General features: G+C 45.2%; 14 protein-coding genes. All 14 read right to left on the bottom strand.

Translation table 11 applies throughout. From position 1 onward, the window contains the following. Positions 1–4: 4 nt before the first annotated feature. The 14 genes from hemC to bcp are packed head-to-tail and all read right to left on the bottom strand — an operon-like array spanning position 5 to position 13811. Positions 5–931, bottom strand: coding sequence for a hydroxymethylbilane synthase (hemC, locus tag RCH61_RS00070; RefSeq protein ID WP_306479500.1), 927 nt, complete (start codon positions 929–931; stop codon positions 5–7). Further along, positions 910–2439, bottom strand: a complete 1530-nt coding sequence (locus RCH61_RS00065; protein WP_306479499.1) for a cobyric acid synthase — start codon at positions 2437–2439, stop codon at positions 910–912. Before RCH61_RS00065 ends, hemC begins: the two co-directional genes overlap by 22 nt. Further along, positions 2439–3515: a pyridoxal phosphate-dependent aminotransferase gene (locus RCH61_RS00060; protein ID WP_306479498.1), complete on the bottom strand. Its 1077-nt coding sequence runs from the start codon at positions 3513–3515 to the stop codon at positions 2439–2441. Before RCH61_RS00060 ends, RCH61_RS00065 begins: the two co-directional genes overlap by 1 nt. Before the next feature lie 28 nt (positions 3516–3543). After that, the gene (gene cbiB, locus RCH61_RS00055) at positions 3544–4518 is read right to left on the bottom strand and encodes an adenosylcobinamide-phosphate synthase CbiB (protein WP_306479693.1); all 975 of its coding nucleotides are present in this window, start codon (positions 4516–4518) and stop codon (positions 3544–3546) included. Continuing rightward, positions 4515–5192 carry a histidine phosphatase family protein gene (locus tag RCH61_RS00050; RefSeq protein ID WP_306479692.1) on the bottom strand — a complete coding sequence of 226 codons (678 nt, stop codon included), beginning with the start codon at positions 5190–5192 and terminating at the stop codon, positions 4515–4517. Before RCH61_RS00050 ends, cbiB begins: the two co-directional genes overlap by 4 nt. 5 nt (positions 5193–5197) lie before the next feature. Further along, entirely contained in the window at positions 5198–5962 is a 765-nt protein-coding gene (locus RCH61_RS00045) for an adenosylcobinamide-GDP ribazoletransferase (RefSeq protein ID WP_306479497.1), read from the bottom strand. Between the two features lie 32 nt (positions 5963–5994). Further along, positions 5995–7113 carry a nicotinate-nucleotide--dimethylbenzimidazole phosphoribosyltransferase gene (gene cobT, locus RCH61_RS00040; protein ID WP_306479496.1) on the bottom strand — a complete coding sequence of 373 codons (1119 nt, stop codon included), beginning with the start codon at positions 7111–7113 and terminating at the stop codon, positions 5995–5997. Beyond that, positions 7091–8575 carry a cobyrinate a,c-diamide synthase gene (locus RCH61_RS00035; RefSeq protein WP_306479495.1) on the bottom strand — a complete coding sequence of 495 codons (1485 nt, stop codon included), beginning with the start codon at positions 8573–8575 and terminating at the stop codon, positions 7091–7093. The genes cobT and RCH61_RS00035 overlap by 23 nt, the downstream gene beginning before the upstream one ends. Further along, positions 8557–9825, bottom strand: coding sequence for a precorrin-6Y C5,15-methyltransferase (decarboxylating) subunit CbiT (cbiT, locus tag RCH61_RS00030; RefSeq protein WP_178006660.1), 1269 nt, complete (start codon positions 9823–9825; stop codon positions 8557–8559). The genes RCH61_RS00035 and cbiT overlap by 19 nt, the downstream gene beginning before the upstream one ends. Continuing rightward, positions 9818–10549, bottom strand: a complete 732-nt coding sequence (gene cobJ / locus RCH61_RS00025) for a precorrin-3B C(17)-methyltransferase (protein WP_178006662.1) — start codon at positions 10547–10549, stop codon at positions 9818–9820. Before cobJ ends, cbiT begins: the two co-directional genes overlap by 8 nt. Continuing rightward, the gene (gene cobM / locus RCH61_RS00020) at positions 10542–11336 is read right to left on the bottom strand and encodes a precorrin-4 C(11)-methyltransferase (protein ID WP_178006664.1); all 795 of its coding nucleotides are present in this window, start codon (positions 11334–11336) and stop codon (positions 10542–10544) included. Before cobM ends, cobJ begins: the two co-directional genes overlap by 8 nt. Positions 11337–11396: 60 nt before the next feature. Continuing rightward, positions 11397–12131, bottom strand: coding sequence for a precorrin-2 C(20)-methyltransferase (cobI, locus tag RCH61_RS00015; RefSeq protein WP_178006666.1), 735 nt, complete (start codon positions 12129–12131; stop codon positions 11397–11399). Next, on the bottom strand, positions 12128–13336 hold the full coding sequence (gene cbiD / locus RCH61_RS00010) for a cobalt-precorrin-5B (C(1))-methyltransferase CbiD (protein ID WP_178006668.1): 1209 nt from the start codon (positions 13334–13336) through the stop codon (positions 12128–12130). The genes cobI and cbiD overlap by 4 nt, the downstream gene beginning before the upstream one ends. A gap of 22 nt (positions 13337–13358) precedes the next feature. Next, complete coding sequence (bcp, locus tag RCH61_RS00005; protein ID WP_178006670.1) at positions 13359–13811, bottom strand: thioredoxin-dependent thiol peroxidase; 453 nt, start codon at positions 13809–13811, stop codon at positions 13359–13361. Between the last annotated feature and the right edge of the window lie 20 nt (positions 13812–13831).

Below are 13831 nucleotides of genomic sequence, written 5' to 3'. Positions count from 1 at the left end.
TTTCTCACCTTTCTCCAAACTGCCTTTTCATTTTCAAGGCAAGATTTTCCCCGATACTAAGAGCTTTTTCAACATTAGAAGAAACTTTATCCACAAAATACTGTCCACTTTCTTCATGATAATACAATCCGGTCAGCTCCACTTCATTTCCTCTTACCTGTGCATAAGCCGCGCAAGGAGATGTACATCCCCCGTCAAGCACGCGGATAAAACTTCTCTCCGCTGCCGCTTGTATCCTGCTCTCTCTATCATCCACATACTGACGCCACTTTACGGTGTCCTCTAAAAACTCTTTTCTTCCCTGGACTGCAAGAATCCCTTGTCCTGCGGCAGGAATCACTTCTTCTACCGAAAAATATCTTCCGATTACCGCGTCCATTTGAAGCCGCTTTATTCCGGCGGCTGCCAAAACAGCCGCATCATATTCCTCTTCCTCCAGTTTTCGAAGTCTTGTCTGTATATTTCCTCGAAGCCCTTTAAATACAGCATTCGGATATAACCTTTGAATCTGTATCATGCGCCTTTTACTGGAAGTTCCTATAACCGCCCCGGATCTTTCGAGAGCAGATTCTTCCTTATCATTCTTCTCATTTTCCCTGTTCCTGTAAATCAGTACGTCTCGAGGATCTTCCCGTTTACTGTACGCAAGAATCGGAAATTCTGAAGTTTCTTCCATCGGCATATCTTTTAAACTGTGAACAGCGAGATCGATCGTGCCCTCTGCCAGCGCCAGATCTAACTCTTTTACAAAAAGACCTTTCCCGCCGACAGATTCTAAACTTCGATCGAGGATCTTATCCCCTGTCGTTTTCATCGTAATGATCTCAACTAAAAGATGCGGATCGCACTTTTGGATCTGCTCTCTTATCATTTCGGCCTGTTTCACTGCAAGCCGGCTTTCTCTGCTTCCTATTCGAATGACAGACTGCATGTCGCTTCATTTCCTTTCTCTATAATCCGATACACTGTCTCCATCTGAAGATTTTCCCTTACGATTGCCGCAAGTTGTTCGTATTGTTCCTCTTTATACGCCTTTCTGTCCTGCACCTTAACCTCTGATGGATCGATTCCTTTTTGCTTCAAAATGGCAGTCAAAAATGCCCTTACCGTTTCGGACATATCAAAAAGTCCATGCATATAACAACCATACACCTGCTTATGCTGCGCTCCGTCCGGACGCATTTTCCCGCCTTCTTGCAAATAAACAAGCGGCTGTGTACCTTCGTTGAGGACAGTTTTTCCCATGTGGATCTCATACCCTTCATAACATACACCGCTTAATTCTGCAAGCGCTCCGTCTACTCTCGCAAATTTTCCGGTCACCCGCACCCTTCTCTTTTCCTGTGCAAACACTGTTTTAACCGGAAGAAGCCCCATTCCACGGACCGTTCCTTTCTGTTCTGCCCCTGTCGGATCACTGATCGACTCTCCGAGCATCTGATATCCTCCGCAGATTCCAAATACGATTCCCCCCTTTGCTGCATGACGCAGAACCTTTCCTTCTAATCCATTCTGCCGCATCCACAAGAGATCGCTGATCGTATTTTTACTTCCGGGAACAATCACCACATCCGGTTCTCCAAATTGAGCTGCAGACGCCACATAAGTTACTTCGGCTTCCTCCAATGCTTCAAAAGGTGCGATATCTGTAAAATTCGATATTCTCGGCAAACGTATAACTGCTATTTTTACAAGCCCCGGCGTTCCCTTTCTTTGAAAACGTTCTGTCAAACTATCTTCCTCGTCAAGGTCAAGATGGAAATAAGGAACAACTCCTAACACCGGTTTTTCTATTTTTTCTTCCAGCAAACGCAGTCCCGGCTGTAAGATTGAGCGATCACCGCGAAATTTATTAACAACCACTCCTTTGATCCGCTTTCTTTCTTCCTCTTCAAGAAGAAGAATCGTTCCTGCAAGCTGCGCAAACACACCTCCCCGGTCTATATCCCCGACAAGCAGAACCGGAGCGTCTGCCATTTCTGCAAATCCCATATTCACAATATCATCTTTCTTTAAGTTAATCTCTGCCGGACTCCCTGCCCCCTCGATCACAATCACATCATACTCTTCTTCCAGTTTTTTATAAGACTCCTTGATCGACGGAATGAATTCTTTTTTCCGTTTATAATATTCGGACGCAGACATCATACCAAGAGGCTTTCCTCTGACGATCACCTGTGATCCTATATCGCTTGTCGGTTTTAACAAGATCGGATTCATATCCGCAGACGGTTCAATACCTGCCGCCTCTGCCTGCATAACCTGTGCTCTGCCCATTTCCAGACCATCTCTTGTGATATAAGAATTTAACGCCATATTTTGAGATTTAAAAGGCGCTGTCTTGTAACCATCTTCTTTTAAAATCCGACAGAGCGCTGCTGCCAGTACGCTCTTTCCTACATTTGACATCGTTCCCTGTATCATAATCGACTTTGCCATCACTGTCCGCCTCCTGTCTGTTCTTTCTTCATTTTATTTTTATGCACAATTTTTGCCAATGCTTTCAGCAGCCGCTCATTTTCCTCTTTTCGTCGAACCGCGATCCGATACCAGCCATCTCCAAGCCCACGATCCTTTGTGCAGTCCCGAATTAAAATTCCATATTGCATAAGTTCTTCAAACAGATTAATTTCACTATGAAGAAGAATGAAATTAACATCAGAAGAAATAAAATCAATTTCAAGGTATTTTAATTCTTTCTCAATTCTTTTTCGTTCGGCAGATACGGCCTGCCTCATTTCTGCCACACGTTCCGCTTCGTCAAGAGCCGCCTCTCCTGCTTTCTGAGCGATCACCGATACATTCCACGGCTGTTTCATTCCCTCCATTTTCTCTAACAATTCTTCATCCGACGTCATTCCAAACCCAAGCCGTATTCCCGGAATCGCATATGTCTTCGTAAATGCCCGCAGAAAAAACAAATGAGGATACTGACTAAGATCAATCTGATCGAAAAGACTTTCCGGAGTTTTTTCAAAATCAAGGAAACATTCATCCAGCACAAAACGAATCCGATACTGCTCGCATCGATCTGCAATTTCTCTGAGAAATGCAAGATCCATTTTCTTTCCCGATGGATTAGACGGCGAACACAAAAAAAGGATATCCACTTCTTCTGAAAGCTCTTCTAGGAAATCAAAATCAATACAAAAGTAATTATTTTGTGTTGTTTGATAGTATTTTATGTCACACTCTATTGTTCTTAGCGCCTGTTCATACTCAGAAAATGCCGGAACCGGAAGCAACGCCTTTTTTGGTTTTTCTGCAAGTACAAGCGTATATAACAGCTCGGCAGCTCCGTTGCCGAACACAAACGTCTTCTCTTCCGCATGAAGACATCCCGCCAGTTTTTCTCTCAATTTACGACATCGACTATCCGGATAGGCTGCGGACTGTAAAAGCGCTTCCTTCGCCGCATTGAGCACGTTCTTAGATGGACCGAGAGGATTAATATTCACAGAAAAATCAAGCATTTCCCCATATGTATAAATATCGCCCCCATGTGTATATCTCATATTCCGTCTCCTTCTTTATCTGATCTGATTAAAATCCGACAAAACACTGCTGCCCCAATGCAACACACAATTTTACCGCTGTAAAAACAAACAGCATCAGAATTGTCGTCATATACATCAATCTTCCGGATTTCAAAATATCTTCCGGTTCAATCGGACGCAGCGCCTCCCCGATAAACTCTTTCTTATAAAGCTTCCCAAAATAAACGGCATCGCCTGCAAGCCGGATTCGAAGCGCCCCTGCACAGACTGATTCTGTCTGAGCGGCATTTGGACTTGCATGTTTATTCCTGTCCCTCAAATATATTTTTTTTGCATTTTTTCCGTCCATTCCTGCAAGAAAACTTGCGCATATCATAGTCAACGCTGTCAGCCGCGCAGGAATGTAATTAAAAATATCATCCAGCTTTGCCGGTATCTTTCCAAAATACAAATATTTTTCATTCTTATATCCAAGCATGGAATCCATTGTATTTACTGCCTTATACAAAAATCCAAGAGGCGCTCCGCCCAGCATCATATAAAAAAGAGGCGCTGTCACTCCATCCGATGTATTTTCCGCCACAGTTTCTACAGCCGCCTTGATTACGCCTTCTTCTGTCAGATTCTCCGTATCTCGCCCAACGATCATTGAAACCGCTTTACGAGCCGCTTTCAGATCCTGTTCCTTCAGACATCGGTACACCTTTTTGCTTTCCTTCGTCAGTGATCTTGCCGCAAAAATCTGATAACACCAAAAAGATTCTAACAGAAACCGAACCATCGGATGAATCTTCTGTGCTGCCGCCAGACATACAAACGGGATCGTAAAAGACAGGACAGATACGCATAACCACAACACACCGCCTAAAATTTCCTTTTGCTTTTCACTGCCCCTTCGCAATCGTTTCTCCAAAAGTGAAATCAACTTTCCGATCAGCCGCACCGGATGATACAGCCATACAGGATCGCCGAACAAAAAATCCAGCAAAAATCCGGTTACACAGGATGCTAATGATATCAACATTTTCTCTTTCCTCTCCCCTTATCTTCCCCGGTCTTTCCTGCAAGCTCTTCTTCAATTTCTTTCTCGATCCTGTTCCGGTTTTTCTCTTCCAATTTGATTGCATTCCTCAACACTTTGTTTCCGTTCTTCCATTCTCCCTCTGATACGGAAACAAGATAACCGCTTCCATTTTCCACCTGCCAGTCATAAAAATCTTTCTTTTCTTCCGAAAAAGTTTTCATAACTGCCATAATCGTGCCCCCATGGACAAGAAACGCCACATATCTGATCTGCTGATCCAGTAATCGGTCCACTTGCTTTATCATGCCTTTGACGCACCGGACACGAAATGCTTCCTGCGTCTCTCCTCCCGGAAACGCAGTCACCCCTCCGCTTTCCAGCCACTTTATATAGGACGGCTCTTCTCTTAACTGTTCATATGTTTTTCCTTCAAACTGCCCAAAGTCACACTCCCGCATCAAAGGTTCCAAAACGACGGGACAGCCGTCCAAATCCACTCCCCATATCCGCTTTGCCGTTTGTATACAGCGTTTCATCGGACTGATGACAACCCCTTCCGGCACAGGGTAAGCAAACTGCGGCAGTACCGCTTTTTCCGAAAGATCTTCATCTGTCCTCCCAATATATTGTCTTTTTTCATTTCCCGGCGTAGGCAGATGCCGGATCAGCATAATTTTCAATACAATCCTCCTGCAAAAACAATGACAGCCAACATGACAAGCTCGCACATCTGAAGAAAATATCCCGCCAGATCTCCGGTCGTCCCGCCAAACTGCTTAGAACTCATTTTATAATAATAAAAAAACATAACCCAGGAAGATGCCGCCACCACAGCCCCTGCCGCCTGAAACATAAACACCATTCCCGCCGTCACGACTACGATCCATGCATACAACATCCTCTTCACCCGTTTCCGATCCGCCTTTTCCTGAAAGGTTTTCAGTAAACCGCTGTTTTTTGCCGACGGGAAGCTAACTACAGACAGTCCGCTTAATGCCCGCGACAAAGGATACATCCACGCGGCAAGAGGCAGCATCGTGACATCTATTTCACTCCAAAGCGCTGTAGAAACAAGAAAACAGGCGCACAGTCCGATCACTGCAAACGCTCCTGCATGAGGGTCTTTTAAGATCTCCAGTTTCCGCTTTCTATCTCCATAAGAACAAAGGGCGTCGATTGTATCTGCAAACCCGTCCAAATGGATTCCTCCGGTCACAACAACCGGAATCATTGTCATCACTGCTGAAAAGAAAAGCTTCCCACAATCCGTAAAGAGCAAAAGCAGCTGCCCGACTCCAAGTGTCAGCGCCCCTATGATCACTCCTACAATCGGGAAAAAACCCATCGCATACCGCATATTCTTTTCTTCCCACTCAATATTCGGAACCGGAAGCTTTGAATACATTGCCAAGGCAATCGCCAAAGATTTCAGCACATTCATTTTCTCTGTCTCCTAATCTGTTCTATCCGTTTCTACTTTAATTCTTCATATTGCTCTACATGGATCTCACCGAACGTACTCATCTTTTCATAAACAGACAGACCCATTTCCAAAAGAGGAAACAGAGCTACCGCTCCGCTCCCTTCTCCGAGAGACATCCCACAATCAAGCATCGCCGACAACCCTAACTGCTCCAAAATCATTGATGCCGCCGGTTCTTTGGAGCAATGAGACGGCAGCATATATCCGACACAGTCAGAGGCAAGCCTCGCCGCGCAAAGTGCAGCTACAGAAGAAATAAATCCGTCGATGACGATCGGAATCCGAAAAACCGCACCTCCCAAAAACACACCGGTAAGTCCTGCAAGATCGAATCCTCCTACTTTTTTAAGCACATCAACCGGATCATTCGGATCCGGCTCATTGATCAGAATCGCCTTTTCAATCGCCGCTCTTTTTCGTTTTAACCCTTCTGAGCTAAGACCCGCGCCCCTGCCCGTCATTATCTCAGGTTTTTCACCAGTCAAAACAGACGCAACTGCGCTGCTCGTCGTCGTGTTTCCGATCCCCATTTCTCCTGTCGCCAAGATTTCATATCCTTGTGACTTCAATGTCTGTACGATCTCCATTCCGATCAGTATCGCCCTGATCGCCTCATCCTCCGTCATAGCCGCTTCCTTAGTCATATTTTTTGTTCCTGACGCGACTTTGTATTCCGGTTTTGTAACAGCAGGTACGTCCGATGCCATTCCGATATCGATGGGAAACAGGTCCGCTCCCCCAATCTGGGCCATCATACATACACTTGTGGCATTTTTTGTAAAATTTTCAGCAACAACAGCAGTCACCTCCTGCCCGGTCTGCGTAACGCCTTCCTCAACCACTCCGTTATCCGCACACATAATGACAAGACCTTTCTTTTTCAGACTGTATATCGGCGTTCCTTTAATCGCAGCGATTTTCGTAACGGCATCTTCCAGTTTTCCGAGACTAAACAGCGGTTTTGCAATCTGTTTCCACCGTTTCTGCGCCTCTGCCGCTGCTTTTTGATCCGGAGGACAAATCTGTTTTAATCTGCTCTCTAATTGTTCTTTTAATTTTACTGTACCATTTTCTGGTCGTTCTGTTCTATTTTCCCTGTCTGCTGACATATGTTTCCTTCTCTTCTTTCTTTTCTTCCTTTTTTCTCCATATCCTGCACTGTTCCACAAACCGCTGTGCGAACTGCGGACAAGAAGGCATGTACAAATGCGGATACCCTGCAAACAGCGCTCCTTCGATGCGGACGCATTTCCATGACCTGCTCTTATCCGGCTTCATTGCCGTTATTTTTTCCCCGCTCTTTGAACTGTCCCAGTAATGAAACTCATGTCCTTTGATCATTTCTCCTTGTTTCAAATAAAGGCTCGTCTCTTCTTCCGGCGCAAGCGTTAACTCCACATATCCAAACCGGACAAGCTTTCCCGCGGGATAAGCCCTGCCTTTTAAGGCCCCTGCCATTTTCCAGATCCGATGTTCTTTATCTTCTATTTCTTCATGCAGATACATAAATCCGCCGCACTCCGCCAAACAAGGCATTCCGCGATCAACCGCCTCCTTCACCGACTGCCGCATAGACTTATTTGCAGACAATTTCCGGCAGTACAGTTCCGGGTATCCGCCTCCGAAAATCAATCCCGAGACATCTTTTGGAATCTTTTCTGTTTCCAAAGGACTGAAAAACACAAGTTCTGCTCCCTGTTCTTCTAAAAGTTCCATATTATCCTTGTAATAAAAGCAAAATGCCGCATCCTTTGCCACGCCGATCCGAATTTGGCGGCAGGATGTATCATCCTTCTTCCTTCTATTCTGATTCCCGCCATCCTTTACCACACCCTGACCGCTTTGTCTGCCTGGACCGCTTTGTTTGTTCTGTTCACTTTGAGCAATCTGATACAAACTGTCCAGATCCACAGTTTCTGATACAATCCTCCCCGCCTCCTGCATCTGATCTTTCAGATGACAGATTTCCTGCGGAGTAACCAGTCCGAGATGACGGCTTTCCAAACAAAATGCTTCATTCTGTGGAAGATAACCCAGCACCGGAATGGGATAACCCTCTTCCTTTAACTGTTCTTCAAGCATTTGCTTCAGACGCGGATAGAGAGATTTTGATACACGATTTAAAAGGAGTCCCTGAATATTGCTGTCTTTTCGAAACGATACGATTCCCTTGACAACAGCACAAAGAGAAAGCGCCGCACCTTTACATGGCAGAACTAAAATCACCGGAAGGTTCAGTGTTCTCGCTACATCGTAGGAACTCGCCGCATCTGAATTCATGGTCATACCGTCATAATAACCCATTACGCCTTCCGTTATAACAATTTCTGCCCCGGCTGTATGCTTCGCATACTCCCTTCGCAGAGCATCTTTCGAAGAAAAAAACAGATCCAGATTCTTTGAATCGACTCCCAACACTTCTCTGTGAAACATCGGATCGATATAATCCGGTCCGCATTTGCAGGCAGAAACCTTTTTCTTCTGAGACTGATAAGCTGCCATCAAAGCGCATGCCGCCGCTGTTTTTCCGCTCCCGCTCGAAATTGCCGTAATCAAGATTCCTGAAGCCATTCTCTTTTTCCTCCAGATGAAATCAAATAGACCGGATTCATTCCTGTCATCATATGATAATGTCCTAAAACCCGGGATCGTGACGCACAGATTTGCGTGATCTCCAAATCTTCCAAAAGTCCCTCTGCCTCTGCATCCATCACATCCCGAACTGTCTCCAGCGACACCGCACTGATCACGATCTTCACATTTGAATTTTTCTGTTTCACAACTGTCAGGATCTCCTTCAGATTACCGGAACTTCCTCCGATAAACACATGTGTCGGAGGCTCCAGCTCCAAGAGTACATCCGGCGCTGTCCCTTCTATGATCCTGATCCCGTCTGTTCTGAATTTTTTCCGGTTTTCTTTTAAAAGTGCAGCTGCCTCCGGATTTTTCTCAACTGCATATACTTTCACCTGTTCACCGGAAAGAGCCGCCTCTACAGATACCGAACCGGTTCCGGCGCCGATATCATAAACAACCGCATTTTCTGTAAGTTCCAGCCGCGCGATACCGACTGCCCGTACCTCTTCTTTTGTCATCGGAACGTTTCCTCTTACAAACTCTCCGTCCCGAATATGAGGCCCGCACCGCCTTGACGGATTTTCATTTTCCACAAATGCAACGCATAATCCCTGCACCTCTTCTCGCTGAAAATCCGCAGCTTTTTTCCTTATGATCTCTTCATTTTCATAAGAGAGATTCTTCCCGATTGAAAGAAAAAAATCTCCCATTCCATACGCCAAAAGTGCATCCAGCAGACGCTCTCCTGCATCCTTACCGCCAAGAAGGAAGAATGTTTTTCTGCTTATGTCTACTGTATGTATAAACTGCGTTTCATTCCCATGAAGGCTGACGATCTTTGCATCTTCCCATGAAGTCCTAAGTTTTGCCGCAAAATAGACTACAGAAGAAATCCCCGGTATCAATTCAACTGTACAATTTTCCGCTGATCGCAGCAGCGCTGATTCCAGTTTTTTTGCTCCGCTGTAGAATCCGATATCACCGGAAAGCAAAACTGCGATCCGTCTGTACTCCTTTTGTTCCTCTATATAAGAAAGAATCGATTCCCACCGATATTCCCTTAGAACAGCCCGCTTTTTTGTATCTTTTTCTTGCTGCAAAAACATCTCGGCACTTGCAAGCATCCGTGAAGCGCCGATCAGGCAATCGCTTGCAAGAATTTCTTCTTTCGCTCTTCCTGTCATCTCTTTCAGATTGCCTGCTCCGATCCCGATCAGTGATACCTTTCTTTTTTTCTCACACATCTTTATAACCTCTTGGAGTCACCATTTTTCCGTTCAGTTCCTTCGTATTTGAGTTGCCTATATAAACGGTTGTAAACATATCTGTCTGTGTTGTTTTCAGTTTTTCCAGAGACAGGATCTCATAAGATTCTCCTTCCCTGCCTATATTTTTTACAAGCCCGCATACAGTCTCTTTTGCCCGGGATCTAAGAATGATCTCACATGCCTTCTCAAGATAATCAGCCCTCTTCCTGCTGGATGGATTATACAGACAGATCACAAAATCAGCCTCTGCTGCCGCCCGAAGTCTTTTTTCTATTAATTCCCACGGAGTCAATAAATCACTTAAACTGATGACCGCAAAATCATGCATCAAGGGAGCTCCTAAAACAGCAGCTCCGCCTGACGCCGCCGTAACTCCGGGAACGATCTCGATCCCAATATTCGGATACTTTTGCCCAATCTCAAAGATCAGCCCCGCCATTCCGTAAATCCCGCTGTCACCACTGCATATCATGGCAACGTCACAGCCTTTCTCCGCTTCCTCAAACGCCATCTTGCAGCGATCCGTTTCTTTTCTCATCGGAGTACTTAAAAACTGTTTATCAGGAAACAAAGGGCGCACAAGATCAATGTATACCGTATATCCGATAATGACCGGACATGTATCAAGAACTTTTTTTGCCCGCACCGTCATCTGATCTTCCGCCCCTGGTCCAAGTCCTACAACATATATTTTATTCATCCGCTGATCTCTCCTTTTCTGTCATGGCCGCATGGGAAGATGCCTGCCGAAATTCTGTCGTAAACGAAGGATCATATAATTTAGATCTTTCATACGTTCCATCCAAAACATGACCTGCAACAATAAGCGCTGTCTTCGTCACTCCTGCTTCTTCTGCAGTCTGCGCCAATGTTCCTACTGTACAGTTCAGCACTTTTTCTTCCGGCCATGTCGCCTTATATACGATTGCTGCCGGCGTATCTTGCGTATACCCTCCGCTGATCAGCTCTTTCGAAAGCTCCCTTAACATCCCCGTACTTAGAAAAATAACCATCGACGCACCATGAGCCGCAAAACTTCTGATCGACTCTTTGTCAGGAACCGGTGTTCTTCCTGCCATACGGGTAATCACGACGGACTGAGAAATACCCGGAAGAGTATATTCTGTTTTAAGCGCAGCCGCTGCTCCGCAAAAAGAACTGACCCCCGGACACACTTCGTATTCAATCCCCAGTTGTTCCAGCTCATCCATCTGCTCTTTAATCGCTCCATACAGACAAGGATCCCCTGTATGAAGCCGGACAATCTTCTTTCCCTGAGCTTCTCCTTCTTTCATCACTTCCAGTACTTCTTCCAGTGTCATCTTCGCACTATTGTAAACCGCACACGTTTCTTTACAAATACAGAGAAGTTTCGGGTTCACAAGTGATCCCGCATAAATTACAATATCTGCCTCTTCCAAAAGGCGCTGACCGCGCACAGTGATCAAATCTTCCGCACCCGGACCTGCTCCAACAAATGTGACCATCCTTTTCTTTCCTTTCCTGCTCTAAGCTTCTCTATTTTTTCAGCTTTCTTGTTCTTTTTTTCAGCCTTCCTTTTTCCCTTTTACGATAAGCAGCGAATAATACCCCGCCTGCTCAGGAATTTCTTCTGTAGAAAGAGAAAGCTTTTCCGAATCCATCCCGCAGTTTTCTACCATTTTTGCCTCTAACCCATTTTCAAGAAGAAAACGTTTCACTTCTGCCATTTTCCGTCCACTTTTCATAAATACCTTTGTTCCCGATAACCGTATGCTCTCTTCCACTCCGTAAGAGGCAGGTATAATATGCAGTTCATCTCTGTTTTCCGAAAGAGAGATGTCAAGACGAGCCGCCGCCGCGCAAAAAGACGGGATGCCGGGGATCAGCTCCGTTTCATATCCCATTCGCTTCACTCTTTTATGCACATACATACAAGTAGAATAAATACTTGGATCGCCGATCGTAAGAAATGCAACATTTTTGCCCTGATTTAATTTTTCACCTGTAAATTCTGCGTCTTTATCGTGAATCTGCATCAGTTTTTTCCGATCTTTGATCATCGGCATCGGCAGAAAGATCAACTCTTTGTTCTCTATCTCTGGATAGACCTGTTTTACAATCTGAAAAGCTGTGCACTGTCCGGCATATTTTTGATCTGCCTTTTCACTCGGTTCTTCCAGAGTGCTGTCCGATACCGGAATGGCGATAACGTCGCTTTTTTGTATTGCATGCAATGCTTTTAATGTCAAAAGTTCAGGATCTCCAGGTCCAACTCCGACACCTGTAAATTTCCCTTTCATAACGTCTTCGTCTCCTTTTCTCTATGCGTGACAGAACGATTCATCCGATCAAACAGCTCGTCTGCCTTTGATGTTTTTCCCAGAATCCCTTCTTCGTTTGAGAAAACGACTGCCCCGATCTCTAATGTTTCCCCGGCTCTGTTTGTCAGATAAAATTCAATCCGATCCATTACACTTTTCATTACTTTTTCGAGAAATCCATATCTTTTCAACAGTTCCAACGCCTCCGATGTATTTATACACTCCATAATCGAGCGCACAACCGACGTCTCAGCGCCAGCCAAAGCCGCATGAACTGCCAGCACTTCCATCCTGCAGTCCGCCTGCCTGGAATGAGTATTCATCACTCCTGCCGCCAGCTTGACAAACTTCCCGATATGACCGATCAGGAGAATCCCTTTCATCCCAAGTAATTTTGCATCGTCGATCGTCTCTCCGATATAGTTGCTGCATTTTACGGTCAACTCTTCATCGACGCCAAGTTCTTCGCGCAAAAAATCCATTCCGTAATTCCCCGGGACTACATAACACCTGTCATGTCCTGTCTCCTTTCGCATTTTCATTTCCAGCCAGATCGTATCTGTCAGCGCCTTTTCGCTCATCGGCTCCACAATTCCTGTCGTTCCGAGAACTGACAATCCATCTACGATCCCCAACCGTGGATTAAACGTCTTTTTCCCAATCTCTTTGCCGTCTGGAATAGAGATCGTCACCTTGATCTTCCCGTTATACTGATACTTTTCACATTCCTCTTCCACTGCTTCGGCAATCATTTTCCGCGGGATTTTATTGATCGCAGGAAAACCTTCCTTCTGTTCCAATCCCGCTTTTGTCACCCGCCCGACTCCTTCCCCTCCGGCAAGGATGAGACGTTCTCCAATCTCAAAACAGCGTGCGGTGTCTTCTTCCTTTCCAAGAAACAGCTCGCTCTTTTCCACTCTTGCATATACTTTCATACCATCCGTCACATCGGGATCATCACCGCTGTATTTTGAAACTGCACACTGCACATAATCTGCAGTCCTGACGGTTGACTCTACTTCCAAATACAGTTCAATTCCTTTCGGAGTCATCAGTTTTACATGTGTAATTTCCTCTTTTCCAAGCAGCATCGCCGCCGCAGCTTTCGAAGCCGCAGCCGCACAGCTTCCTGTTGTATATCCATACCGAAGCCCTGACCGGTTTCTTCCGATCTCCTGTCTCATTTTGCAGTCTTCTCCTGATTTCTTATAATTCCGCAAGCATCTGCTGTGGATTTTCCGCCGCTTTCACTTTGCCGAATACTTTTTCGATCACACCGTCTTCATTGATCAAATAAGTAGTGCGGACAACACCCATCGTCTTTTTCCCATACATATTTTTTTCCTTCCATACATCATAAGCCTGGATGCACGATAACTCTGTATCCGAAAGAAGGGTAAACGGAAGTCCGTATTTCTCTTCAAACTTCTTGTGTGACGCCACGCTGTCCTTACTTACTCCGAGCACAACTGCTCCTTTTTCTAAAAACTGTGGATATAATTCTCCAAAACCACATGCCTGTTTTGTACAACCGGGTGTATTATCTCTCGGATAAAAATATAAAACAACCTTTTTTCCTTTGTACTCTTCCAATGTGTGTACTGTTCCGTCCTGATCCGGCAATTCAAATCCCGGCGCTTTCATTCCTGCTTCTAACATTTGTTTTTCCTCCTGCTTTT

The sequence above is a fragment of the Mediterraneibacter sp. genome, assembly GCF_030825015.1.
In the GTDB taxonomy this organism is placed as follows: domain Bacteria; phylum Bacillota; class Clostridia; order Lachnospirales; family Lachnospiraceae; genus Mediterraneibacter.
Note: the sequence above shows the minus strand (reverse complement) of the source record. Positions and strands in the feature narration are given on the sequence as shown.

What these genes read in the sequence shown, in the direction of transcription:
- hemC (WP_306479500.1), bottom strand. Translation starts at nt 931, where the DNA reads ATGCAGTCTGTCATTCGAATAGGAAGCAGAGAAAGCCGGCTTGCAGTG.
- RCH61_RS00065 (WP_306479499.1), bottom strand. Translation starts at nt 2,439, where the DNA reads ATGGCAAAGTCGATTATGATACAGGGAACGATGTCAAATGTAGGAAAG.
- RCH61_RS00060 (WP_306479498.1), bottom strand. Translation starts at nt 3,515, where the DNA reads ATGAGATATACACATGGGGGCGATATTTATACATATGGGGAAATGCTT.
- RCH61_RS00050 (WP_306479692.1), bottom strand. Translation starts at nt 5,192, where the DNA reads ATGCTGATCCGGCATCTGCCTACGCCGGGAAATGAAAAAAGACAATAT.
- RCH61_RS00045 (WP_306479497.1), bottom strand. Translation starts at nt 5,962, where the DNA reads ATGAATGTGCTGAAATCTTTGGCGATTGCCTTGGCAATGTATTCAAAG.
- cobT (WP_306479496.1), bottom strand. Translation starts at nt 7,113, where the DNA reads ATGTCAGCAGACAGGGAAAATAGAACAGAACGACCAGAAAATGGTACA.
- RCH61_RS00035 (WP_306479495.1), bottom strand. Translation starts at nt 8,575, where the DNA reads ATGGCTTCAGGAATCTTGATTACGGCAATTTCGAGCGGGAGCGGAAAA.
- cbiT (WP_178006660.1), bottom strand. Translation starts at nt 9,825, where the DNA reads ATGTGTGAGAAAAAAAGAAAGGTATCACTGATCGGGATCGGAGCAGGC.
- cobJ (WP_178006662.1), bottom strand. Translation starts at nt 10,549, where the DNA reads ATGAATAAAATATATGTTGTAGGACTTGGACCAGGGGCGGAAGATCAG.
- cobM (WP_178006664.1), bottom strand. Translation starts at nt 11,336, where the DNA reads ATGGTCACATTTGTTGGAGCAGGTCCGGGTGCGGAAGATTTGATCACT.
- cobI (WP_178006666.1), bottom strand. Translation starts at nt 12,131, where the DNA reads ATGAAAGGGAAATTTACAGGTGTCGGAGTTGGACCTGGAGATCCTGAA.
- cbiD (WP_178006668.1), bottom strand. Translation starts at nt 13,336, where the DNA reads ATGAGACAGGAGATCGGAAGAAACCGGTCAGGGCTTCGGTATGGATAT.
- bcp (WP_178006670.1), bottom strand. Translation starts at nt 13,811, where the DNA reads ATGTTAGAAGCAGGAATGAAAGCGCCGGGATTTGAATTGCCGGATCAG.